This window comes from Phytohabitans maris (assembly GCF_031085175.1).
Lineage (GTDB): Bacteria > Actinomycetota > Actinomycetes > Mycobacteriales > Micromonosporaceae > Phytohabitans > Phytohabitans maris.
This window is the reverse complement of the sequence record NZ_JAVHUY010000030.1, coordinates 98,660-121,449: the sequence shown is the minus strand read 5'-3', so window position 1 is coordinate 121,449 and position 22,790 is coordinate 98,660. Positions and strand designations below refer to the sequence as shown.

Sequence of the window (22,790 nt, the reverse complement as noted above, 5' to 3'; positions counted from 1 at the left end):
CCCACCCGCGTCATGGCGGTTACGGGCTGGTAGGACAGACTGGCAGCCATGGCGGTACGCGGATTCCCGTACTCGGGACTGAAAGACTTCCTCGCGGCGCTTGAGCAGGCCGGTGAGCTGCATCGGGTCACGGTGCCGGTCGACCCGACGCTGGAGATCAGCGAGGTGGTCACCCGGACCGTCGGCGCCCGCGGACCGGCCCTGCTCTTCGAGCGCCCCACGCGTGGCGAGATGCCCGTGGCGATCAACCTCTTTGGCACCCAGCGCCGCATGGCGATGGCGCTCGGCGTGGAGAGCGTCGATGAGATCGGCGCCCGGATCGGCGAGCTGGTCAAGCCGGAGCTGCCGGTGGGTTGGTCGGGCATCCGCGAAGGGCTGGGCAAGGTGATGCAGCTCAAGTCGGTACCGCCGAAGAAGGTCAAGACCGCCCCCTGCCAGCAGGTGATCTACCGGGACGGCGACGTCGACCTGGGCCGCCTGCCGGGCCTGCAGACCTGGCCGGACGACGGCGGCATCTTCCACAACTACGGGCTGACCCACACCAAGCACCCGGAGACCGGCAAGCGCAATCTCGGGCTGTACCGCCTCCAGCAGCACTCGCCGACCACGCTGGGCATGCACTGGCAGATCCACAAGGACTCCACGGCGCACCACGCGATGGCCGAGCGGCGGGGCGAGCGGCTGCCGGTGGCGATCGCGTTCGGCTGCGATCCGGTCGTGTCGTACAGCGCTTCCGCACCGCTGCCGAGCGACATCGACGAGTACCTGTTCGCCGGCTTCCTGCGCGGCGAGCGGGTGGAGATGGTCGACTGCCTGACCGTGCCGCTCCAGGTGCCGGCGCATGCCCAGATCGTCCTGGAGGGGTACGTCGAGCCGGGCGAGCGCCTCCCCGAAGGCCCGTTCGGCGATCACACCGGCTTCTACACGCCGGTCGAGCCGTTTCCGGTGTTTCACGTCGAGTGCATGACCACCCAGCGCGACCCGGTCTACCACTCGATCGTGACGTCCAAGCCGCCGCAGGAGGACGGGCCGATCGGGCACGCCACCGAGCGGATCTTCCTGCCGCTGCTCAAGCTGCTCGTCCCGGACATCGTGGACTACTCGATGCCGGAGGCGGGCGTCTTCCACAACTGCGTGATCGTCTCGATCCGCAAGCGGTACCCCAAGCACGCGCAGAAGGTGATGTCGTCGGTCTGGGGCGCCCACCTGCTCTCGCTGGCCAAGCTGATCGTGGTGGTCGACGACGACTGCGACGTGCACGACAACAACGAGGTCGCGTTCCGGGCGTTCAGCAACGTCGACTACGACCACGACCTGCTGCTCACGCAGGGGCCGGTCGACCATCTGGACCACGCGTCGTACCAGCAGTTCTGGGGTGGCAAGGCGGGTGTCGACGCGACCCGCAAGCTGCCCACCGAGGGGTACACGCGCGGCTGGCCGCCCGAAGCGGTCATGTCGCCCGAGGTCAAGGCGCTGGTCGACAAGCGCTGGAAAGAGTACGGGATCTCATGAGGGCGTTCCTCCGCCTCGTCGCCATCGAGCACTCGGTCTTCGCGCTCCCGTTCGCCTACCTCTCCGCGCTCGCCGCCATGCGCCACCTCGGCGGCGGGGTGCGCTGGGGCGACCTGGTCCTGATCACGATCGCGATGGTGGGCGCGCGCACGTTCGCGATGGCCGCCAACCGGATCATCGACCGGCGGATCGACGCGCAAAACCCCCGTACCCAGAAGAGAGAGCTCGTCACCGGTGCGGTGAAGGTGCGCACGGCCTGGACCGGCGCGGTGGTCGCGCTCGTGGTCTTCGTCGGCGCCGCCGCCCTGCTCAACCCGCTCTGCCTCGTGCTCTCGCCGCTCGCGGTGGCCCCGCTGGTCGTGTACCCCTACGGCAAGCGGTTCACCGACTGGCCGCATGCGATCCTGGCGCTGGCGCAGGCGGTGGGCCCGATCGGGGCGTGGCTGGCGGTCACCGGCACGTTCGAGGGCTCGTGGCCGGCGTGGGTGCTCGGCGCCGCGGTGGGGCTCTGGATCGGCGGGTTCGACCTGATCTACGCCTGCCAGGACGCCAGCGTCGACCGGGAGATCGGCGTGCGCAGCGTGCCCGCGCGGTACGGGGTGCCGTTCGCGCTCGGCCTCTCCACGGTGGTGCACCTGGTGACGTTCGCGCTGTTCGTCTACTACGGCGAGCTCGTCGGCTTCGGCTGGCTGTGGTGGGTCGGGCTGGCGCTGACCGCGGTCGCGTTCGGCTACCAGCACTTGGTGGTCACGCCCACCGACCTCTCCCGGGTCAACCGCGCCTTCTTCACAGCCAACGGCTTCGTCGGCATCGCCCTCTTCGCCTTCGCCCTGCTGGACTTCGCCTGGCCCCGTTGATCAGAGCCTCGGCCGGCGTGGCCCTCCTCGGCTTTGCCTGGCCCCGTTGATCAGGGCCTCGGCGGGCGTGTTGGCCGGCGTGGCCCTCCACCAAGTTCCTGATCAACGGCCTTGGAGACAGCGGGCCTAGGGCCTGTATCAAATTCCTTGCCGGGCTGCGCCGGGCCCAGACGCCGCCATGCGGCGCCGGGCGTAAGCCCGCATACAACACTGGTATGCGCGACCTTGCGCCCGTCACCACCTGACGCCGCCTGGACTCCGGCTCGCACCGACAAACTCTTTGATACAGGCCCTAGTTGTAGCGGGCGCTCTCGTAGGACCAGTCCATCGTGCCGCGGACGGCGTGCTCGACGCCGTCGAGGTAGCGGCGGCCGGCGGCGCCGTGCGGCGGCGCGGCTGCCCGGAGGCTGGGGAACTGGCGCATCGTCCGGTGCCAGCGCTCCCGGGCCGCCGTGGCCGCCTCCTCCAGCGGCACGCCGTGCTCGGCGGCGATGGCGAGCACGAGGTTGTGCCCACCCGAGGTGGCCGCGTCCCGCTCCAGCGAGAGCAGGTCGTTGAACCACGAGAGCAGGTCGTTGCCGGTGCGGCTGAACGCGCGCACGGCCGGGTGGCGGTAGAAGGACTCGCTCACCGGCTGGCCGCCGCCGGCGAAGTCGATGAGCGTGTGCGCCACGTACGCCGCGGAGGTGGCCCGCCGCAGCTCGACGTACTCCTCGACGGCCGGCCGGTGGCCGCCCGCCTTGTTGCGCGCCTCGACCACCACCCCGCCGAGGTGATGTTCGACGGCGGCGACGAAGCGGGTGCACCAGCGCGCCGGCATGCGGCGGTACGGCTCCCGCCACGCGTCGGCGAGCATTGTGCCCAGCGGGCCGGGCAACGCCTGGCCGGGCTCGCCGCGCAGCACGGAGAGCGCGCCACCGACGAGCGCGCGTACCCGCTCCGGCTCCGGCACGCTGGCCCGGTCACACTCGTCGTCGATGAGGAAGAACCAGGTGAAGAGCGCGGAGAGTACGCGCAGGTCGCCGGGGCTCGCGTCGGGGTAGAGGCGGGCCGCGTACCGGGCTATGCCGCCTTCGGCGAGCCGGTCGGCGTACACGTCGGGTAGTCCGTGGCTTCGGGTCCACCCGTCGAGCCAGCCGTGGGCGTCCTCCGCGTAGGGTGAGATAACCGGATCAATCGGACATTGGAGATCGAGGGATACGGTCGGCAACATCGCAGCCTCCTGCTGTCCAGGTTGGCGCCGGCGAAGAAGGCGGCACCGCCGCCCGAGCCCGCCGCTCCCCAGCGCCAACATCAGCTTTGGCCGACGGTAGCCCTACGCTGGATCTATGCGGAATCCGTGGATCGTAGGTGTTTCAGGTGCATCCGGAACGCCCTACGCTGCGGCGGTACTGCGTGGACTGTTCGATGCGGGCGAATCGGTCGATCTTGTGGTTTCCCGGGCGGCCCGGCTGACGATCCTCGACGAGACCGGTGCGCCGTTTCGCGACGCCCACTGGAAGGACGACCTGACCGCTTGGCTCGGGCGCGACCTCGACGGTACCGACCTGACGTACTGGCCGGCCGGTGACCTCGCGGCCGGGCCGAGCAGCGGCTCGTACCCTGCGCGCGGCATGGTGGTCGTTCCGGCGAGCACCGCCGCGTGTGCCGGGATAGCGATCGGGCTGTCGAAGGACCTGCTGCAGCGGGCCGCCGAGGTCAACCTCAAGGAGCGGCGGCGGGTGGTCGTGGTGCCGCGCGAGACGCCGGTGACCCGCAGCCACCTGGGCCACCTGATCGCACTGCACGACGCCGGGGCCGTGGTGCTGCCGGCGAGCCCGGGCTTCTACGGCTCGGGGGCGTCAGCGTCGGCGCAGCAGCTCATCGACTTCGTGGCCGGCAAGACGCTGGACGCCTTGGGGGTACCCCACTCGCTGTTTCGCCGCTGGCGCGGCCAACTCGGATCGTGACGGCGCCGCTGGAGCGGCCAGCTTGGATCCTAAGGATCCAAGCTTTGTCGGACGTGGTGCGGGCAGGTGTGCCCGGGCGTGCTCAGCGCATGTTGACGTTGCCCGGGCTGGGCGTGTGGTGCCCCGCGCTCCGTGTCGGACCAGGATGTGCGCCCGGGCCTTCGTTGCGCGGCCGGTTGGCGGTGGACGGCGGCGGCTGCTCCTCGCGCAGCTCGTCCAGCTCGCCCTCGCCTTCCAGCAGTGCGCGCACCTCCGACTCGCGGAAGCGACGGTGGCCCCCGGGCGTGCGGATGCTGCCGATCCGGCCCGCGGCCGCCCACCTGGTCACGGTCTTTGGATCGACGCGGAACAGCGCAGCCACCTCGCCCGGCGTCAGCAGACGATCTCCAGTGTCCACGGCCCCTCCCTCGCGTCGCACGATGGCCATAGGTTGGATGCCCGACAGCCTCGATAGGGACGTACGGTCATTACAGCACCGCGAGCGTGCCGTGTCCGGGAAACAGGGAAAACGCACTGTCTGGGAAGTTAGGCAGTAGGATTTGCGAGCCTTGCTCACGTCCCCGGCTGTTAATGTCTACCACCGGTGGACGACATCGATCTGAGGCTTGTGGAGCTATTGCGGGCGAATGCCCGGCTCTCCTACGCCGAGTTGGCCCGGCAGGTCGGCCTCTCCGCGCCCGCGGTGCACGATCGGGTGGGCAAGTTGGAAAGCGGCGGCATCATCCGCGGCTACCGCGCTGATGCTGAGCCGGAGGCGATCGGGCTCGGCGTGACCGCGCTGATCGGCGTCGTGCAGGACTCCGGCGGCGACACCGACGGCGTGCTCGAGGCGCTGCGCGAGATGCCCGAGATCGAGTCCTGCTACTTCATGGCCGGCGTGGAGTCGTTCCTCCTCAAAGTGCGAGTGGGGACGATCCACGAGTTGGAGAGCCTGATCGTTCGGATCAACCGCACCGCCGGGGTGGCCTCGACGCGTACGGCGATCGCCCTCTCCACCAAGTGGGAGGAGCGGCCGCAGCCCTTGCTACGGTCCGAGGATGGAGGATCGTCGTGACGCCGACCGGGCCTGGGTCACCGAGGCGATCGCCAAGGTAGAGGCCGACGCCAACCGCTCGGCCGACACCCACCTGCTGCCGTTTCCGCTGCCCGGCGAGTGGGGCGTCGACCTGTACCTCAAGGACGAGTCCGTCCACCCCACCGGCTCGCTCAAGCACCGGCTCGCCCGCTCGCTCTTCCTCTACGGCCTCTGCAACGGCTGGATCGGGCCGAAGACGACGATCGTGGAGGCGTCGTCCGGCTCCACGGCGGTCTCCGAGGCGTACTTCGCCCGCATGCTCGGCCTCCCCTTCGTCGCCGTGATGCCGGCCTCCACGTCGCCGGAGAAGGTGGCGCTGATCGAGTTTCAGGGTGGCAAGTGCCACCTGGTCGAGGACCCGGCCTCCGCCGTGGTCGAGGCCCGCCGGCTGGCCGGGGACACCGGTGGACATTTCATGGACCAGTTCACGTACGCGGAGCGGGCCACCGACTGGCGGGGAAACAACAACATCGCCGAGTCGATCTACGCGCAGATGTCGCTGGAACGGCACCCCGTGCCCACCTGGATCGTCGTCGGCGCCGGCACCGGGGGCACCAGCGCCACCATCGGCCGGTACGCCCGCTACTGCCGCCACCCCACCAAGCTCTGCGTGGTCGACCCGGAAAACTCGGCGTTCTATCCCGCCTGGCAGGCCGCCGACTGGCGCCACGAGACCGGGCTGGGCTCGCGCATCGAGGGGATCGGGCGGCCCCGGGTGGAGCCCTCGTTCCAGCCGACGCTTGTCGACCGCATGGTCCGCGTGCCGGACGCCGCCTCACTCGCCGCGATGCGCGCGGCGTCCGCGTTGCTCGGCCGCCGCGTCGGAGGATCCACGGGTACGAATTTGTGGGGCGCCTTCGGCCTGATCGCGCAGATGCGAGCGGCGGGGGAGCGTGGCTCGGTGGTGACCCTGCTCTGCGACGGCGGCGAGCGGTACGCCAACACGTACTACTCCGACGAGTGGGTCGCCGCGCAGGGCCTCGACCTGGCCCCCTACCTGGCGGTGCTCGACAGCTTCCTGGCGACCGGGGTCATGCCTTCCGTTCCGCCAGCCCCGGGTACCTGAGCACGTACCCCTCCTTGTCGACGGAGAGGTCGGCGCCGAAGCCGTCGATGTCGAAGCGGATCGTTCCCTCGTCGACCACCCGGTAGGTCTGGTCGCTGGGCAGCACCTCCAGGCTGGGCACCAGTACCCAGGCCATGGTGAGGCGGTGGACGGTGCCGGGCGGCGCGCCCAGCAGCCCCAGCCGCCGGATGGGCAGCGTATTGGGGAGTGCCGCGCCGGCGAGGTCGACGTCGATGGCGTCGTGCAGCCGGTCGGGCTCCTCGGTGCCGGGCAGCCCCGCCGGGGCGTGACCCGCGTTGGCCAGCGCCCGGTCGAGGTCACCCTGCTCGGCGGTGGTCACCCGCCAGCGGCCGGCCGCCCGCTCCAGCCGGAGCGTGCGCAGCCAGCCCCCGCCCTCGACGCTCACGTCGAGGTGCGCGGTGGCCCAGGTCTCGTCGGTGACCAGCTCGTACCGGCACAGGTACGGGATCGGGTCGACAGCGGACGCGACACCGCGCGCGTGCAGCCCGCGCCGGTCGTCCAGGAGCGCCAGGTCGGTCCCCGTCGTGTCGGTCCGTTCCCACAACAACGCCTTAGGCAGCGTCCCCATGCGAGAGACGCTACCGCCGCGCCGGCCCCCGTCCGCAGTTGATCAGGGAGTTGATGGGCGTGTCGTACCGCGTGTCGCTCCACCAAGTCCCTGATCAACGCGGTGAGGTCAGTGGGCGCGGGCGGCTGGGCGGCGGGCTCCGGCCGCGGGGCGAGGCCCGTGCGGGCGGTCGCCCCGTGGACGGCCGCCTTCGTGGCGGTAGCCGCGGGGACGGTCGCTGCGGCGGGCCGGCGGCGGCGTGGGCTCCTCGACCACCGGTACGCCGCTGGGCTCACGGGCGCCGGTCAGCTCGGCCAGGGCGGCGTCACCAGCGCGTACCCGGGTCTGGGTCGGCTCGACGCCGGCCCGCTTGAGCATCGCCAGCGTCGACTTGCGCTGCTTGGGCAGGACCAGCGTGGCCACCGCGCCCGACTCGCCGGCCCGTGCGGTGCGGCCGGCGCGGTGCAGGTAGTCCTTTTCGTCCTTGGGCGGGTCGATGTGCACCACGAGCGAGATGCCGTCGACGTGGATGCCGCGGGCGGCGACGTCGGTGGCGACCAGGACGTTGATGCGGCCCTCGCGAAACTCCGCGAGCGTGCGCGTGCGTGCCCGCTGGGTCTTGCCGCCGTGCAGCGCACCGGCCCGTACACCCACCGCGGCGAGCTGCCCGACCAGCCGGTCGACACCCATCTGGGTGCGCGCGAACATGATCGTGCGCCCCTCGCGGGCGGCGATCGAGGCGGTCACGCCGAGCTTGTCGTGCGGCGGGATCAGCAGCAGGTGGTGGTCCATCGTCGTGACGGTCGCCACCGGTGGGGCGGTCGAGTGGGTCACCGGGTCGGTCATGAAGCGCTGCACCAGCGTGTCGACGTCGCCGTCGAGCGTGGCCGAGAAGAGCAGCCGCTGGGCGCCCTCCGGCGTCTTGCCGAGCAGCTCGGTGACGTCGGGCAGGAAGCCCATGTCGGCCATCTGGTCGGCCTCGTCGAGCACCGTGATGGCGATGTCGTCGAGCGAGCAGGCGCCCCGCTCGATCAGGTCCTTGAGCCGGCCGGGCGTGGCAACGAGCACCTCGACGCCGCGGCGCAGCGAGTCGATCTGCCGGTCGTACGGCACACCGCCGACAGCCGTGGCAAGAAACACACCCACGGTCTTGCCGAGCGGGCGCAGCGCGTCGGCGACCTGCATGGCCAGCTCGCGGGTCGGCACCAGGATCAGCGCGCGCGGGTGGCGTGAGCGGGCCCGGTCACCCTCCGCGACCCGGGCGAGCAGCGGCAGGCCGAAGGCGAGCGTCTTGCCCGAACCGGTCTGGCCGCGGCCGAGGACGTCGCGGCCGGCCAGCGCGTCGGGGACGGTCGCGGCCTGGATCTCGAACGGGGTGAGGATGCCCTCCCGGTCCAGCTCGCGCACCAGTGGCCGGGGAAGGCCGAGGTCGGCGAAGGACAGGTCGGTGGAGGGGTCGAAGGCGGACGGGAACGTGCTGGGATCAGCGAACGCGGTCAAGTAAACCTCTCAGCGGGGGGCGCTTCTTCGCGTGGCCCCGCCGCGGCCATGATCAGCCGCCGTGTATCGCCCCAAAGAACGCCCAAAGACGCGCCAATCAAGCGCGCCGGGGTCAGTAGATCTCGACAAGTGTACGGGCAGCCACGCGTATCACCACATGGATATACCCGGTCGTGGGGAGGCTCACCCGGGGTCAGCTCTTGAGGAAGCTGTCGAACAGGTTGGAGAACGTGTCTCCGCTTACCAGGACGACCAACGCGCCGACGGCCACCAGGATTCCCAACACGAGGGCCATGACCAGAAACACCTTGGCGGTGTTGGCGGTCGGCGTGGGCCCGTCGGAGCGCCCCTGGGAGAGGATGTGGCCGGTCAGCGAGCCGGAGTTTTCCAGCGGGCTGCCACCGGCGATCGCCATGGTCATCTGCGCCGGACCGCCGTCCGAGCCGCCGTAGACCGTACCCTGTGGAGGCTCCTCGCCCTTGCGCCCCTGGCCGCGGGCCCACTCCCCGTACTCCGGGGAGGTGGAGACCGGCGGCGCGCTCGTGGGCGCGGGCGGCGGCTGGGCGGGTGCCGGCGGTGGCGCAGGAGGAGGTGCCGCGTTCGCGGCCGCCTCACTCACCGGGGGTGGCGCGTCGATGGCACTCCAGCGCCCGGGCGCGGTCGGGTTGCCCGCCGGCGGCCAGCTCGGCAACGCGGCCGCCGGTACGACCGGTGCCGCCGGTGGCGCCTGCGCCGCGTGCGGCGGCGGCGGGGAGGCGGGTTGTGGCGGTGCGAGATACGCGGGCGGTCCAGCTGCGGCCGGCGGCGCGGCAGCCGGCACTCCCGGTCCAGGCGCGGCGAGGTACGGCGGCGGTGCCACCGCGGGTACCCCCGGCTGTGGCGTCGCGGCCGGAGCGCCAGGCTGCGGTGCCACGGCGGGTGACCCCGGCGGAGCTGCCACGGGGTATGGCGGTGCCACCCCCGGCGGACCCTGCGGTGGCGCGACGGCCGGTTGCGGTGGGACGGCCGGTTGCGGTGCGACGGCCGGTGGCAACGCGGCGGCCGGTGGCGGTGGGGCCGCCGTTGGCGGTGGGACGGTCAGTGGCGGTGCGGCGGCTCCGCGCGGTGTGAACGGCGTGGCCGCACCGCGGACCGGCGTGCCCGGCGGCGCCGGCAGCACCTGCGGGACAGACATCACCGGCGGTGGCGGCGGAAACGGCGGCGGCGGTTCCGGTGGCTGCGGTCCTGGAGACGGCGACGGTTCGGGCCCCGGCACGGGCGGGATGGGCACCGGCGGCACCGGCTCCGGCGGCGGGAACGGGTTGGGTGCCGGCCCAGGCCCGGGCGGCTGCGGCGCCGGCGGGCCGGGCGGCGGCGGCTCGACCGGCTCGGGGTCGGGGTCGGGAGTACCGGCGCGGTAGACCCGGGCGCGGCCGGCCGAGGGCTGCACGGCGACCGCCGCCTCCTCAGCGGAGACCTGGCCCACACCGGGCACGCTCGCGCGGGCGCGGGCACCCAGCGCGGAGACGAGCGAGTCACCCCGTGGTGCTGAGCGCTGCGGCGGCACGAGGTACTCCGGCTCGGCCGCCGCCTCACCCGCGGCCCCGGCAGCGTCGGCTGGTGGAGCGGGCGGCGCCAGCGCACCTCCGGGCAGCGCCAGCGCACCTCCGGGCGGCGCCAGCGCACCTCCGGGCGGGGTCGGCGTGGCGGACGGTACCGAGTAGACCGGCGGCGGCTCCGGCGGCTGCGGCTGGGCCTCGCGCTCCTCGGGCTGCGCATCGCGAGCGCTGGGGGCCGAGTCACGCCACGGCACCTCGAACGCCGACCACGGCGAATCGGTCTGCGGCTTCTTCGGCTGGCGCCGTTCCAGCGGCGGTCCGGGAATCGGCGATCTCACCGGCACCGGCACCCCAGGCGGCGTCGAACCCGACCCCGTCGATGCCGAGCCCGCGGCGGGCACTGCCGACCCGGGGCCCGCAGGCGCCGAACCCGGGGCGGGCACCGCCGTCCCTGGCACGGCCTGTCCCGAACCCGCGGCGGGCGATGCCGAAGCGGAGTCCGGCGGCGACGAGACGGCCGCCCCGAAGGGTGTGCCCGGTGGCGCGGAGACCGGCGTTCCGGAAACGGGGGCCGGCGCCCCTGCGGGCGGTGCCGGCGGCGCCGAGGCTGGCGCGCCCGAGATCGGCACCCCTGAGGCCGGCGCACCCGAGGCAGGCGTGGGCGGGTGAGCGGCGGGTGCGCCGGAGGCGGGCGTGGGCGGGTGAGCGGCCGGCGCACCGGAGACGGGAGCCGGCGGAGCGGACGCCGGCGCGAGTGGCGGCATCACCGGCGGGACGCTGGGTGCGGCCGGGGGTGTGCTCGACTCGCCGGCCCGGTAGGTGCGGCTGCTGGCTGGTGGTGCGGGCAGCGCGGCCAGGTCAGCGGGGGCGGGCGCGGCAGAGCCCGATACCGAGGCGCGGCCGACGACGCCCGGCCGGGGGCGCACCGGCTCGGGCGGGTTGTAGGGCGTCGGGTTGCTCCACGCCGGCACGATCCGCGCCGGCCCAGACGGGGCTGCGGGCGGCGCGGCCGCGGCCGGTGCCGGCGGCACGGCGGGCGGTGGCGGCACGGCGAGGGCCGGCGGCGCAAGCGGTGCCGGTGGCGAGACGGCGGCCGGCGGCGCAAGCGGTGCGGGTGGTGCGAGGGCGGCCGGCGGCGTCGACGGTGCGGGTGGCGGCGGGACTGCGGGTGGCGGCGGGACTGCGGGCGGCGGCGGGACCGCGGGCGGCGGCGGGACCGCGGGCGGCGGCGGGACCGCGGGCGGCGATGAGCCGGGCGGTGGTGGCGCGCTCACCGGCGCGGAGCTGGCCGGCCGTGCGGGCGGCGAACTCACCTGTGCCGGGGCCGGCCAGACCGCCCCTCCGCCCGATACCGGCGGCGCGGCGCCGCCCGATACCGGCGATACCGGCGGCGCGCTAACCGACGGGTAGGCGCCTCGCGGCGCCGGCGGCGCGCTCACCGATGCCGAGGCGGCCCGCGATGCGGGCGGTCCACTCACCGAGGAAGGCGGCCCACTCACAGGCGCGGACCCCACGGGCGGCGCGCTCACCGACGAAGGTGGCGCGCTCACCGAAGCGGACGCCCGCACCGGAGCCGCGGCCGGTGAGTACGGAGCCGGCGGGGGGACGGGGGCCGCAGGCGGCGCCGGGTGGGGTGCGGGTGGCGCCGAGGAAATGAAGGAAGGGGAGGACGGCGCGGGCGGCGCTGAAGTCGGGGCGGGTGAGGAGGCGGAGGGGGTCGGCTCGGGGGAGCTGAAGCCGGGCCAGAGGGCGCCCGCCGGCGGGGGCGGGGGCATCTCGTACGCCTCGGGCAGGGACTCCTGCGGCGGCTCGGGCAGCGCCGTGCCCACGGGCGGGGGCGGAGGTAGTGGCGGCAGCTCAGCCGCGAGCCCCGTCGGCTCGCCGGTCGTTCCGGCGGCTGGCGGCTCTTGTCGCTCGTCCATCATCGCCTCCCGCTCCCCCGCCGCACCGGACCGGTGACGGCCGGACCGGAGCGTCCTTCAGGTTTACCGTGCCACATCGGCCGGCGCCCGGACACCCGGAGTCGGGTTGTGGGCGTCCACCTGGTCAGCTGCCCACTCCACGCGGTCCAAACCGCCCACTATGCGGACGGATGCGTCAGCCTACCGTGCTCGCGCCAGCCGGTGATTCGGATGAAGCGGACGCATCCGGCTCGGCCTCAGAGGTGGCCGGGGCGGCGCTCGTGGTGGCCGGCGGCTCCGGGTTCTCCGCGGGCGTCGACGGCGGGTTGGGCGTCGGTGTCGGCTCGCTGCTGGTCGGCGGGGTCGTCGGCTGAGTGGTCGGCGGCGTCGTGGGTGGGGTGGTCGGCGTCGTCGGCGGGGTGGTGGGTGGCGTGGTCGGGGGCGTCGTCGGCGGCTTGGTGGTCGGCGGCGGGGTCGTGGGCGGCTTTGTGGTGGCCGGCGGCTTGCTCGGTGGCGTGGTCGGGGGTGTCGTCGGCGGCTTCGTCACGGGAGCGGCGACCGCGCCGTAGATCCGGGTGGCCGCGAAGAGCCGGGAGAACCAGACGGTGGATACCTTGACCTTTTCCCGGCTGTTGGGCGCGTGGACCATCTTGTTGTCGCCGATGTACATGCCGACGTGGTGGATCCCGCTGGCCATGCCGTTGGAGCTGAAGAAGACCAGGTCGCCGGGGAGCATCGCGCTGGTCGGCACGATCCGCGAGCGGGTCGCCGCGTACTGGTCGCGGGAGACCCGGGGGAGCTGGTAGCCGGTGCTGCGGTAGGAGGCCCACATCAGACCGGAACAGTCGTACGCGTTGGGCCCTTCGGCCCCCCACACGTACGGCTTGCCGAGCTCGCCGAGCGCGAAGTTGACCGCCTTGATCGCCCGCGGGTCGGCGGCGAGCCCGGCGATGTTGTCGGAGTTGAGGAAGTCTGCGCCGAGCGCGGCCTCCTGCGCCTCGCGCTCCCGCTCGATGACCGCGAGCTGCGCCGAGTTGCGCTCCTTGATCCCGGCGAGCGCGGCTTCCTTGGTCTTGAGCGTCGACTCGATGGTGTTGAACTGCCCGGCGAGCGTCTGCTCCTTGCCCAGCGCCGTGTTGTACGCCTCCTGGGCGACCCGCTCGGCGTCCTTTGCCCGGATCACCTCGTGCTCGGCCGCGTCGCTCTTGGCCGTCGAGGACTCGCCGCGCTGGATGCGGGACAGCTCACTCAGCCCGTGGAGGTCGGAGCCGAACGCGCCGGGCGGCAGCTCGGCCGCGTCCTTGATCGCCTGGGCGGCCGCGCTCTCCGCGTCGGCCTCGGCCGCGGCGACCGCGGCCCGCGCCTCGTCGAGCTGGCGGTGGGCGATCGCCAGGTCGGTGCGGGCCTGCGCCTGCTCCTCGCGCTTTTTCAGCAGGTCTTCGCCGAGCAGGCCGATCTCGACCTCGGCGTTGTAGATCTGGGTGGCGAGCGGCCCGGTCGCCGACGAGGCGGGCGGCGTGTAGGTGCCGCTGGAGGGTGGCGTGGTCGTGCCGGGCAGCTGCAACGAGCCGGCCGGCGCGGGTCGCGAGCCGGCGTCGGGGATCGTGTTGGGCGTGGGCTCCGCGTACACCGGGGCGGCGAACGCGGCAGCCGCGGCGGCGCCGAGCATGGCGGACCAGGCCAGTGGCCGAAGGACAGGGCTGATGAACCCGTCCGGGCGCGCCTGATGCCGGCCTTTGCGCTTCGCCATACGCGTCTCTCCCCGCCACTCGCGTCCCATTCTGTCCTACCGCACCGCGGCAACGATGTCGATTGGAGAGCAGGTAACGGGTACCTGAGAGCTCTCTTACGTAAGGGGTGACTACGCTCTAAGTCATGAACGTGGATCGCCGCCAAGAGATCGAAGAGCGTGTTTACGCAGGTGACCGGCTTACCGGCCCGGACAGCGAGGAGTTGGCCGCCGTCGACGACCTCGCGTGGCTCGGGCGGCTGGCCGACGATCGCCGCGCGGCCCACCACGGAGACCGGGTCACGTTCCTGATCGGAGGCAGTCAGGTTTCCGACAGGACGCCCGAAGGCGAGGCGCCGGAGGACGGGACGGCGCCGGCCGAGGTGCTCCGCCGGTTCGCGATCACCCGCCTGGGGATCATCGGCCCCCGCCACGTGACCTGCTCGACGGCGCAGCACACCGCCGCGCTGGCCCAGCTCGCCCTCAACTTCGGCGTCGACGACATCGTCGCCCCGCCGGACGCCGACCGCGACGAGATACTCCACCTGATCTGGGACGCCGGCTTCCGCCCCATCGAGCGGGACGCGGACGGCAACGTGGTCCGCGAGTACGACCCACCCGTGCCGCTGTCCGAGCGCCGCGCCACCCCCCAGCAGGTCTGGGCGTAGCCCAAGCGGGCGGCGCACCACGCCGGCAGTACCCTCAATGGGTCATGACTGAGGCGGAGAGTGGCTTTCCCCGGCGCGACGCCGACGGGCGGATCCTCGCCGTGACCGACCTGCTGGGCCTGGTCCTGGCCGGCCTGGTCATCGGCCTGCTCGCGCTGCTCGTCTTCGACGGCGGCTTCTCGCTGCTCGGCTTCGGCGACTTCGGCGGGGCCTCCGGGTGGCTGGCCGTGATCCTGCCGGCGTGGGCGTTCGTCGAGGAGTTCCGGGCCTGGTCCTTCGGCGCCGCCCGGGTGGTCGTCGCGCTGGTGGGCGTGGCCGTCTCGGTCACGTTCGGGCTGCTGGTCGCCGGCCTCCTCAACGAGGCTGGAGCGCTCTGGTCCGGGGTGGCCGCCGCGGCGGCGTTCGCGCTGGCGTACTCGTTGATCTGGTTCTACGGCATCCGGTGGCTGGCCCACCGGACCGGGTAAGGGATAGGACATGAGCCCGGTAATCAAGTACACCCTGGCTCGCGTCGGACTGTTCGCGGCGGTCTTCGCCGCGCTGCTCCCGCTCGACCTCGACATCTTCGTCAAGCTGCTGATCGCGCTGGTCGCGTCGGCCGGTTTCTCGTTCATCCTGCTGCGCGGGCTGCGCGACCAGGTGGCCAACCAGATGGCCGGCGCGGCAGAGCGGCGCAAAGCGGAGAAGGACCGCCTACGCGCCGCCCTGTCCGGCGAAGACGAGCAGAAGCGCGAGAGCTGACGAGCCCCTACGACACCCGGGCGACCACGCTGCCGTTGGTCACCGCGACGTACGAGGTGGGTCGGATCGTCATGACCACGCGTACCGGCGCGTCCCTGATCGGGTAGTCCATGCCGTACCGGATCTGGAGCGACTTGTAGAACGACGCCACGGCATCGTCGTCCTCGATCGCCTCGACCACGCCGCGCACCTCGAGGAAGCGGTACCCGTCCTCGGGGTCGACGACGGAGAGCGCGACCCGCGGTTCACGGCTGAGGTTTTGAAACTTTTGGCGGGTCTTGGTGTGTGTCATCCGGATCCGCTTGCCGTCCCATTCGAACCACATGACGCTGCTCTGCGGCGAGCCGTCGGGGCGGACGGTGGCCAGGTGGGCGAAGAGGGGGCGTTCGAGGAGGTCGGCGTGGGTCTCAGGGGGGAACACGTCGGTCATGGTCAACCGAATACACCCGGACCGGGGCCCGCCGCCAACCGGCGGCGGGCCCCGAACTCTCACCGCGGCAGGCCAGCCACCCGCGGCCACGGCTTCCACCAGGGCTTGATCAGGTACGCGATGCCGCCCGAACCGCCGGAGACGCCGCCGGACGCGTTGACCCGCTTGGTGCGCAGCCACACGGTCTCGAACTGCTCGCGCGGGTAGACGTTGCGCACCGCCTCGTTGGACGACGAGGCCGGGTCGTTGATGATCACGTCGCCGTCCGCGGTGAACCCCACCACCACGAAGAGGTGACCCGAGGTGCCGTAGTTGGCCCCGTCCAGCTCGCTGGCGAGGAACGACTGGCTCGTGATCACCGGGATCCCGGCGCGGATGAACCGCTCCACGTCATCCAGCGAGTGCAGCCGGGTGACGAACGCGTCCAGGCCGGGGAAGGACGCCGCGTACGCGGTGTTGAACGGCCAGTTGCCCGCCCCGTCGTACGTGTAGTCGTAGACCATCCGGGCCGCGTGGTTGACCGTCGGGTCGGGGTAGGTCGGGTCCACCCAGGACGTGTCCTCATCGGACGGACGCCGGCCCCAGTACTCCACCACCATCTCGGTGGACGTGGGCGAGCACCAGGCCTCGCCGCCGCCGTCGTACTCGGGGTAGTGGCCCTCGTGGATGTTCTGGGAGTAGCGCGGCACGGACAGCTCCCGCCCCCACGCGATGTGCCCCCGGCTGAGCGGCACGGTGAAGCGGTCCGGCACGTACGAGCTCATCGCGCCGACCATCCACACGCGGGGCGAGCGCCACTGCCCGGGAGTGCGGTAGAGGGTGACGCGCAGCTGGTAGTCGCGGAGCATGACGCCGGTCGCCACGTCGTCGATCGAGAAGGTGTCGGTCCAGATCGTGGACCACGGGTCACCCTGGCGGTTGACGCTCGTGCGGCGGATGTCCTGGTCGCCGGAGGCCCAGCGCCCCATCACGTACCAGGGGGTGTGGTCGCCGGTGTTGTAGGTCCCCTGCATCTCGACCTGGATCCAGGTGCCGGCCGGGGTCTCCGCGTTCCACGAGGCGACCAGCTCGCTGGCGTCGAAGCCGACCGCGCGGACCGGTGACGTCCAGGTCGCGTACGCCCAGGTTTTCGTTACGCCGGTGTGGGGGTCGGTGTAGTCGACGGTGCCGGCGGGCCGGCCGATCGTGATGCCAGTACGCACGCCCGGCAGGGCCACGGTGCCCCGGTGCGTGCCGCCGCGCCAGTCCTGGTAGCTGGACCAGCGCTGGAAGGTGATCTCCTCGTCGTGGCTGATGGCTCCTCCGGCCGGGGCTACGGCAGCTGCCGCGGGGGCGGCGACGGCCGGTGCCGCGGAGCCGAGCAGCGCGAGGGCCGTGACGGCTACGGCGGTGGTTCTGACCATGCCGACACTATCCCGTTTGAAGGGAAGTTTCGCCAGAGTCATCGACCAAGAAAGTCTTTGTCGGCGAGACGACCACACTGGCATGAGCCTGCGGGGCCAGGGATGTGCTTTCGTCTATTCACACGGGATCTCCCCACCCCCAGGAGGTCATGCATGTCCACCCTTCTCAGACCCCGCCGGGCCGTCATCCTCGGCGCCGCCCTCGCGGCCGGGCTGCTGCTGGTCACCAGCAGCCCCGGTGCCGCCAAGCCCGATCCCGGTCCGGCGGCGGCCGAGGTCGCCGCGCAGTACACGGTGATCGGCCCGCGCACGTTCGCCGACCGCGACGCCATCGCGCATACCGGCGCGGCCGTCGACTACATCGAGCACGGGAAGATCTACGTTTCGGCGATCCAGTCCGAGGTGCTGGCGATCCGCAAGCTCGGCTTTCAGGTCGTGCCGGTGCCGGTCGCGGCGCCGGGCGGCATGACCACGTTCGACTTCCCGCCGGCCGACTCGGCGTACCACAACTACGCCGAGCTCAACACCGTGGTCAACCAGGTCGTGGCGGACCACCCGTCGATCGCGCGCCGGATCACGCTCGGCAACTCGTACGAGGGCCGCGACATCATGGCCGTGAAGATCTCCGACAACGTCGCCACCGACGAGTCGGAGCCGGAGATCCTCTTCAACGCGCAGCAGCACGCCCGCGAGCACCTGACCGTGGAGATGGCGATCTACCTGCTCAACCTCTTCACGGACAGCTACGGCTCGGACTCGCGGATCACCAGCATCGTCGACAGCCGCGAGATCTGGATCGTGCCGACGGTCAACCCGGACGGCAGCGAGTACGACGTGGCCACCGGCTCGTACCGCTCCTGGCGCAAGAACCGCCAGCCCAACTCCGGTTCGTCCAACGTGGGCACCGACCTCAACCGCAACTGGGGCTACAACTGGGGCTGCTGCGGCGGCTCGTCCGGCTCGACCGGCTCCGAGACGTACCGCGGGGCGTCCGCCTTCTCCGCGCCGGAGACCCAGCGGCTGCGCGACTTCGTCAACAGCCGGGTGGTCGGCGGCGTCCAGCAGATCAAGGCCAACATCGACTTCCACACGTACTCGCAGCTCGTGCTCTGGCCCTTCGGCTACACGACGGCGAACACCGCGCCCGGCCTCAACGCCGACCAGGAAGCCGTCTTCCGCACGATCGGGCAGCAGATGGCGGCCACCAACGGGTACACCCCGGAGCAGTCGTCTGACCTCTACATCACCGACGGCGACAGCATCGACTGGATGTGGGCCACCCATGGCATCTGGGCGTACACCTTCGAGATGTACCCCGGCTCGTCCGGTGGCGGCGGCTTCTACCCGCCCGACGAGGTCATCCCCGCGCAGACCTCGCGCAACCGCGAGGCGGTGCTGATCCTGAGCGAGTACGCCGACTGCCCGTACCGGGCGACCGGCAAGCAGGCCCAGTACTGCGGCACCGGTGGGGGCACGACCGTCTGGTCGGACACGTTCGAGACGGACACCGGCTGGACCGTCAATCCGTCCGCCACGGACGCGGCGACGCTGGGCCAGTGGCAGCGCGGCGCGGCCCAGGCCACCAGCTCCAGCGGCGCCAAGCAGCTCGTACCGTTCGCCGGCGGCAACGACCTGGTGACCGGCCCGCTGGCCGGCGCGGGCGCCGGCGACCACGACGTCGACGGCGGCCTGACCAGCGTGCGGTCGCCGGCGGTAACGCTCCCGTCGAGCGGCACGCTGTCGCTGTCGTTCGCCTGGTACCTGGCGCACGGCTCGAACTCCTCGTCCGCCGACTTCTTCCGGGTCAGCGTGGTCCACTCCGGCGGTACGACACCGGTCTTCACGCAGGCGGGAGCGGCGAGCAACCGCAACGGCTCGTGGGCCACGGCGACGGCCAACCTGACGCCGTACGCCGGCCAGTCGGTCCGCATCCTGATCGAGGCCACGGACGCTTCCGGGGCCAGCCTGGTCGAGGCCGCGGTCGACAACGTGACGATCACCTCGGCGTAGTTCCCACACGAGGTGGGGCCCGGGCCGGTGGTCCGGGCCCACCTCACGCACTCTTACGCTTCAGGCCGCCCTGCTCGAGCACCCGGAGTACGGCCCGGGCGGCCTGCGACGCGGCAAGCTTCTGACGCGCCGCCCGGTCGACGTCCTTCTCCTGCGCGTAGTCGCAGACCGCCTTGACCACCAGCCATTCGGTCCCTTCGCGGCCACTGGCGGCTTGGACTCCGGCACCCTCCATCTCGCCGCCAATCGCTTCCGGGAACCGCTCTATCAGGGCCGACTTGAAACCGGGGTTGTCGATCAGCTTCTCGCCAGACAGGATCTCGCCCGCTTGGACCTCGATCCCCAGACCGGAGAGGCGCGCGTCCCGAAAGCGGCCCACCAGTCGGGGCGATGCCTCCGTACTGGCTCCCCGTTGCAGCACGATGGTCTGGCCCGAGGTGTCGACGCCAATCTTCGCCCGCTCGTACTCGGTGAGCCGCTCGGAGAGCAGGAGCTGCCCGATCGGCTGCTGGCCGGAGTCGATGCCGAATGCCACGCCGACACCCAGGACCGCTCCGGGATGCAGATCACGGATCGCGTCGATTGTCGTGAGGGTCGACCCGCCCTGTCCCGTGGAGCCCATGCCGCTGCGTACGTGCGCGACGACAGCATTGCCGACGGGTCCATAAACCCAGTACGTGTTGACGGGGCCCATCTCGATCCGGGCTCGATAGCCCGCGCCCTCCAGCGCCGCGGTCAACTCGTCCGTCTCGATGTCGTTGACGGTGACAAGCACTACGTCGACATTCGGCATGCTGATCAACCTGCGTGACTCGTCGAGATACGCCTTTGTGAGGGGGTCGAGCTCGCCGAGGCGATCGGCGAGCCAGAGGAGTCGGGCCTGCGCTCGTTGCGCCGCTTCCTCGGGCGGCTGCCCCCTGGGCGGCGGCGTGAGTCGCTCCGCGACGTGAGCGGCTTCGCGGATACGCGACACCATCCGGCCGCGCACGGGCTGGCGCGAGTAGAACTTGAACGCGTCGTCGCTGGGCCTCGTCTTGCGCGCCAGCTCACGCGCGTACAAGGCGGCGAGGATCCAGCGCACTGTGCCGGCCAGGAGCTGCATCGCGGCGCTGTTTCTCGCGGCAAGATACTCGACCCATGGCACGAGGTCGGTGGCGAGGTGGTCGGTGAGTCCGTTGAGCCCGATCACGCCCGCCAGCTCACCGAGGAGGCGCACGTCATAGAACGGGAAGTCGGTGGAGAGTTCGTCGAAGACCTGCAGATCCTGGATGCCGGTGGCGATGGTCCCTTCGCCGTGCCGCAGGTAGTCGTCGGTGAAGCCGGTGCTGATCCGCCTTCGTATCGTGTACTGCGCCTGCGGGCTGTCGGCCAGATCGCCGAGCTTGGGCACGAAGAGCGCGTACGTAATCGCTTTACCTTCCCGCTGCGCGAGAGCTTCGCGGACCGGCTTCTGCGCGGCCAGAGCGGACGGAAGGTAGGGGCCGGCCGGGAGCGGCATCTCCGTCCATTGCCGTAGATAGCTTTCCAACGACTTCGTGCTGCCGTCCTTCTTCTGCCACCTCGGGTACGACCAGGAGAGCCGCGCCGAAGCATCGGTGAAGTAGGTCGGATATCGGGACTCGTCGTGCGAGTACGCTTCGCGCCGCGAACGCAGGAACTCCGCCGTCGTCAGGTCTCGACTCACCGGCTGCAGCTGCTGGGCCCGGAAGAGGGCCTCGAAGACAAACCGCGTCGTAGCGGCGCCTGTCGTCAAATTCCACTTAGCTCCCGGGTGCGCCCCATGGCGCTGATGATGGTTTCGGTGGACTGTTCCACGATGTGCTGCCTGATTTGCGGCTCGTCGAGCCCGCTAATCATGAGCACCTCGTCTTCGACCGTCAGCTGCCCTGGTGGGATGGGCTCTATCTCGGCGGCTCGGGCACCGATGCTGAAAAACCGCAGGGGCTTGGCCAGCCGCGTGGCCAGGGCGATCTCGAGGATCACGCCGTCCGCCAGCTCCTGGCCGAAGACCCACACCTCGTCACTTGCCTCGATGATCCGCCGGTTGCCGTCGCGCACCACGTCACGACTCACTCGATCACTGAGGAAGTAGTCGAAAACGCGAAAGGGGTTCAGCGGGACCGCGCCCTTGTGGAAGACGAACTCACAGACGGCATCCCGGCAGTAGAAGAAGTGTTTGGACTGCGCCGTGTAGATGATGAGTTTCCGATCATCAACCATGATTAACTCCGTCGTGAGAAGGCCGTGCCCGCAACGTATCCGCTTACCAGCGCCGCGGTAAGACCACGGAAGGAGCCAACCGCGTCGCCCGCAACGCCAAGGCCTGGGAGCTGTGTATACAAGGCGTTGTCATGTATCGGGTACCAACCCACTCCCTCAAGAGTTGGCCCGATCAAGATTGCTCCCTTGAAGCAACCCGTCGGGAAGTCTCGCATAAGGCGAGTGAGACCTTGTGCCAGGCGCGCCGCTGCCACCGTGCCCAGCGCTTTACACATTGGATCATTGGCGCCGCATGCCACGGCCCTGAGAAAGTCTTCCAATCGCGTTACCACGGGTTGCTGAAGCTTCGCCGCCGCGCGTACGAACGTGGGCAAGATGTCGGCTGCTTCGAATTGGCGCACGAAGCGCACGTTGAAGCCGATGTTGGATCTTCCGGTTGGCGAGCAGTCGGCTCGACCGGAGGCGGCGTGGATGTCCTGGGAGGCGGTCCAGACGACGAGCCCGTTGCGGCAGCAGCAGAAGGTGCGCCACTCGATGCCCTGCGCCCCGTCGCGCCACAGGTACTTCGGATCAAGCTGCGGGTGGTTGGCGAGGAAGAAGTCCGACGCGTCCTGTTCGATACGAACCCCGAGCTCGATGCGGAGAAACCGCAGCGCGTACGGCGGCAGGGCATCGCGCATGAGGAGCGGACCGTAACGACCCGTCGCCAGCAGTACTTTGCGCGCCCGTATGGTGCCGTGGGTAGATCGCAGGCGCCAGGTCTCCCCGTCGCGGGTCAGATCTGAAACACGGGCGCCGGTGGTCAACCGACGGATAGGCGCGGAGAGTCGTGAGATCATTTTCGTGCGATCTTCGAAGGTGCTGTGAATGGACGGGTATCGCTTCTCGCGGATCTTCTTCACCCGCGATCGAGCGGTGGCGGCTTCGTCGGGCAGCGGCGGGATCGACTCGTGAAATACCGACAGCTGGGTGCGAAACCAGTCATATGCCAACCGCAGAAGATCTGGATCGAGCTGCCACAGCCGCGTGCCCGAAGGCCAGAAAGAGAACTTGCCGTCTGAAAACAACCCGGCGCCGCCCACGCCCTGGGCGGCGGTGGCGGGGCTGAGGTGCGCCCTTTGATGCTGGGCCGGCCCGGCGTCAATTACCAGCGGATCCAAGTGGGCCGCCGCATTAGCGGCGGCCAGGGCGGCCGGTCCGGCTCCCACGATCACAAGGTCTTCGACAGAAGTGGTCCCGGAACCTCGTAGTGCGTCGAGGGGTCGCACGGGTCCCCCGATCTTATGGGTGCAAGATATTGTCGGGCGTCTGTATCTTCTTCGCTCGACTGCCGGAATGCCATCGACGATTGGTCGGTGCATCTTCCAATATCGATTTGACGGCCAGGTGATCACCGCCGGGTGCTGGTCCGTCGGCGTTGGGGTAACGTCGCAGATGATCGGCCGCAGCGAATCCGGTGTACAAACCGGAGCTGTCCCGCAACTGTGATGCCGTACCGGTGCAAACCGGACGGACTAGCCAGGTCGCCTGCGGACGGTCGCGAACCAGCGCTCTCGAGGAAGGGCGCCTCGCGGGCCGGAGTGGCGCACCCCCTCTTGTCGGCGAAGCACCAGATCCTCGACC

19 protein-coding genes, 1 pseudogene and 1 riboswitch are annotated in these 22,790 nt (G+C 71.1%); of the genes and pseudogenes, 9 read left to right on the top strand and 11 right to left on the bottom strand.

What is annotated here, in order from left to right:
* Positions 1–48: 48 nt before the first annotated feature.
* Positions 49–1,512: a menaquinone biosynthesis decarboxylase gene (locus tag RB614_RS28460; RefSeq protein ID WP_308715730.1), complete on the top strand. Its 1,464-nt coding sequence runs from the start codon at positions 49–51 to the stop codon at positions 1,510–1,512.
* Positions 1,509–2,369 carry a menaquinone biosynthesis prenyltransferase MqnP gene (gene mqnP / locus RB614_RS28455; protein WP_308715729.1) on the top strand — a complete coding sequence of 287 codons (861 nt, stop codon included), beginning with the start codon at positions 1,509–1,511 and terminating at the stop codon, positions 2,367–2,369. Before RB614_RS28460 ends, mqnP begins: the two co-directional genes overlap by 4 nt.
* Positions 2,370–2,661: 292 nt before the next feature.
* Here mqnP and RB614_RS28450 read toward each other — a convergent pair whose 3' ends face one another.
* Entirely contained in the window at positions 2,662–3,465 is an 804-nt protein-coding gene (locus tag RB614_RS28450) for a terpene synthase family protein (protein WP_308715728.1), read from the bottom strand.
* A 232-nt stretch (positions 3,466–3,697) separates the two neighbouring features.
* Between RB614_RS28450 and RB614_RS28445 the strand changes: the two genes are divergently transcribed.
* On the top strand, positions 3,698–4,318 hold the full coding sequence (locus RB614_RS28445) for a UbiX family flavin prenyltransferase (protein WP_308715727.1): 621 nt from the start codon (positions 3,698–3,700) through the stop codon (positions 4,316–4,318).
* Positions 4,319–4,400: 82 nt separating this feature from the next.
* On the opposite strand, the gene RB614_RS28440 is transcribed toward RB614_RS28445, so the two are convergent.
* Positions 4,401–4,715, bottom strand: coding sequence for a BldC family transcriptional regulator (locus RB614_RS28440; protein WP_308715726.1), 315 nt, complete (start codon positions 4,713–4,715; stop codon positions 4,401–4,403).
* Between the two features lie 186 nt (positions 4,716–4,901).
* Here RB614_RS28440 and RB614_RS28435 point away from each other — a divergent pair, with 186 nt between their 5' ends.
* Positions 4,902–5,372 carry an Lrp/AsnC family transcriptional regulator gene (locus tag RB614_RS28435; protein ID WP_308715725.1) on the top strand — a complete coding sequence of 157 codons (471 nt, stop codon included), beginning with the start codon at positions 4,902–4,904 and terminating at the stop codon, positions 5,370–5,372.
* Complete coding sequence (cds1, locus tag RB614_RS28430; RefSeq protein ID WP_308715724.1) at positions 5,356–6,459, top strand: L-cysteine desulfhydrase Cds1; 1,104 nt, start codon at positions 5,356–5,358, stop codon at positions 6,457–6,459. The genes RB614_RS28435 and cds1 overlap by 17 nt, the downstream gene beginning before the upstream one ends.
* On the opposite strand, the gene RB614_RS28425 is transcribed toward cds1, so the two are convergent.
* The 4 genes and pseudogenes from RB614_RS28425 to RB614_RS28410 form a co-directional block, all read right to left on the bottom strand.
* The gene (locus RB614_RS28425; protein WP_308715723.1) at positions 6,425–7,048 is read right to left on the bottom strand and encodes a putative glycolipid-binding domain-containing protein; all 624 of its coding nucleotides are present in this window, start codon (positions 7,046–7,048) and stop codon (positions 6,425–6,427) included. The two genes, cds1 and RB614_RS28425, sit on opposite strands and share 35 nt — an antisense overlap.
* Positions 7,049–7,156: 108 nt before the next feature.
* A pseudogene (locus RB614_RS28420) lies at positions 7,157–8,511 on the bottom strand (DEAD/DEAH box helicase).
* A 209-nt stretch (positions 8,512–8,720) separates the two neighbouring features.
* A complete protein-coding gene (locus RB614_RS28415) occupies positions 8,721–10,403 on the bottom strand; it encodes a hypothetical protein (RefSeq protein WP_308715722.1) in 1,683 nt (560 codons plus the stop codon).
* A gap of 1,759 nt (positions 10,404–12,162) precedes the next feature.
* Positions 12,163–13,716, bottom strand: a complete 1,554-nt coding sequence (locus tag RB614_RS28410) for a C40 family peptidase (protein WP_308715721.1) — start codon at positions 13,714–13,716, stop codon at positions 12,163–12,165.
* Positions 13,717–13,841: 125 nt separating this feature from the next.
* Here RB614_RS28410 and RB614_RS28405 point away from each other — a divergent pair, with 125 nt between their 5' ends.
* The 3 genes from RB614_RS28405 to RB614_RS28395 are packed head-to-tail and all read left to right on the top strand — an operon-like array spanning position 13,842 to position 15,104.
* Positions 13,842–14,363 (top strand): hypothetical protein, encoded by a 522-nt coding sequence (locus RB614_RS28405; RefSeq protein ID WP_308715720.1) that lies wholly within the window; start codon positions 13,842–13,844, stop codon positions 14,361–14,363.
* 44 nt (positions 14,364–14,407) lie between these two features.
* Positions 14,408–14,830: a hypothetical protein gene (locus RB614_RS28400; RefSeq protein ID WP_308715719.1), complete on the top strand. Its 423-nt coding sequence runs from the start codon at positions 14,408–14,410 to the stop codon at positions 14,828–14,830.
* A gap of 10 nt (positions 14,831–14,840) precedes the next feature.
* On the top strand, positions 14,841–15,104 hold the full coding sequence (locus RB614_RS28395; protein WP_308715718.1) for a DUF4229 domain-containing protein: 264 nt from the start codon (positions 14,841–14,843) through the stop codon (positions 15,102–15,104).
* 7 nt (positions 15,105–15,111) lie between these two features.
* Here RB614_RS28395 and RB614_RS28390 read toward each other — a convergent pair whose 3' ends face one another.
* Together RB614_RS28390 and RB614_RS28385 are read right to left on the bottom strand one after the other, a co-directional pair.
* Positions 15,112–15,534, bottom strand: coding sequence for a PPOX class F420-dependent oxidoreductase (locus tag RB614_RS28390; RefSeq protein ID WP_308715717.1), 423 nt, complete (start codon positions 15,532–15,534; stop codon positions 15,112–15,114).
* A gap of 59 nt (positions 15,535–15,593) precedes the next feature.
* Positions 15,594–16,937: a C39 family peptidase gene (locus RB614_RS28385; protein ID WP_308715716.1), complete on the bottom strand. Its 1,344-nt coding sequence runs from the start codon at positions 16,935–16,937 to the stop codon at positions 15,594–15,596.
* A gap of 153 nt (positions 16,938–17,090) precedes the next feature.
* Between RB614_RS28385 and RB614_RS28380 the strand changes: the two genes are divergently transcribed.
* On the top strand, positions 17,091–18,947 hold the full coding sequence (locus tag RB614_RS28380; protein ID WP_308715715.1) for a M14 family metallopeptidase: 1,857 nt from the start codon (positions 17,091–17,093) through the stop codon (positions 18,945–18,947).
* A 43-nt stretch (positions 18,948–18,990) separates the two neighbouring features.
* Here the strand turns inward: RB614_RS28380 and RB614_RS28375 are convergent, their stop codons facing one another.
* The 3 genes from RB614_RS28375 to RB614_RS28365 all read right to left on the bottom strand — a co-directional run bounded on the left by RB614_RS28375 (position 18,991) and on the right by RB614_RS28365 (position 22,375).
* Complete coding sequence (locus tag RB614_RS28375) at positions 18,991–20,631, bottom strand: 5'-methylthioadenosine/S-adenosylhomocysteine nucleosidase family protein (protein ID WP_308715714.1); 1,641 nt, start codon at positions 20,629–20,631, stop codon at positions 18,991–18,993.
* A 65-nt stretch (positions 20,632–20,696) separates the two neighbouring features.
* On the bottom strand, positions 20,697–21,167 hold the full coding sequence (locus tag RB614_RS28370) for a DUF7768 domain-containing protein (RefSeq protein ID WP_308715713.1): 471 nt from the start codon (positions 21,165–21,167) through the stop codon (positions 20,697–20,699).
* A gap of 2 nt (positions 21,168–21,169) precedes the next feature.
* The gene (locus tag RB614_RS28365; protein ID WP_308715712.1) at positions 21,170–22,375 is read right to left on the bottom strand and encodes a hypothetical protein; all 1,206 of its coding nucleotides are present in this window, start codon (positions 22,373–22,375) and stop codon (positions 21,170–21,172) included.
* Positions 22,376–22,558: 183 nt separating this feature from the next.
* A riboswitch (cobalamin riboswitch) is annotated at positions 22,559–22,716 on the top strand.
* Positions 22,717–22,790: the final 74 nt, after the last annotated feature.

Excerpts from the sequence above, each read along its gene's own strand:
- RB614_RS28460 (WP_308715730.1), top strand. The coding sequence starts at position 49 with ATGGCGGTACGCGGATTCCCGTACTCGGGACTGAAAGACTTCCTCGCG.
- mqnP (WP_308715729.1), top strand. The coding sequence starts at position 1,509 with ATGAGGGCGTTCCTCCGCCTCGTCGCCATCGAGCACTCGGTCTTCGCG.
- RB614_RS28445 (WP_308715727.1), top strand. The coding sequence starts at position 3,698 with ATGCGGAATCCGTGGATCGTAGGTGTTTCAGGTGCATCCGGAACGCCC.
- cds1 (WP_308715724.1), top strand. The coding sequence starts at position 5,356 with ATGGAGGATCGTCGTGACGCCGACCGGGCCTGGGTCACCGAGGCGATC.
- RB614_RS28425 (WP_308715723.1), bottom strand. The coding sequence starts at position 7,048 with ATGGGGACGCTGCCTAAGGCGTTGTTGTGGGAACGGACCGACACGACG.
- RB614_RS28410 (WP_308715721.1), bottom strand. The coding sequence starts at position 13,716 with ATGGCGAAGCGCAAAGGCCGGCATCAGGCGCGCCCGGACGGGTTCATC.
- RB614_RS28405 (WP_308715720.1), top strand. The coding sequence starts at position 13,842 with ATGAACGTGGATCGCCGCCAAGAGATCGAAGAGCGTGTTTACGCAGGT.
- RB614_RS28400 (WP_308715719.1), top strand. The coding sequence starts at position 14,408 with ATGACTGAGGCGGAGAGTGGCTTTCCCCGGCGCGACGCCGACGGGCGG.
- RB614_RS28395 (WP_308715718.1), top strand. The coding sequence starts at position 14,841 with ATGAGCCCGGTAATCAAGTACACCCTGGCTCGCGTCGGACTGTTCGCG.
- RB614_RS28390 (WP_308715717.1), bottom strand. The coding sequence starts at position 15,534 with ATGACCGACGTGTTCCCCCCTGAGACCCACGCCGACCTCCTCGAACGC.
- RB614_RS28385 (WP_308715716.1), bottom strand. The coding sequence starts at position 16,937 with ATGGTCAGAACCACCGCCGTAGCCGTCACGGCCCTCGCGCTGCTCGGC.
- RB614_RS28380 (WP_308715715.1), top strand. The coding sequence starts at position 17,091 with ATGTCCACCCTTCTCAGACCCCGCCGGGCCGTCATCCTCGGCGCCGCC.
- RB614_RS28370 (WP_308715713.1), bottom strand. The coding sequence starts at position 21,167 with ATGGTTGATGATCGGAAACTCATCATCTACACGGCGCAGTCCAAACAC.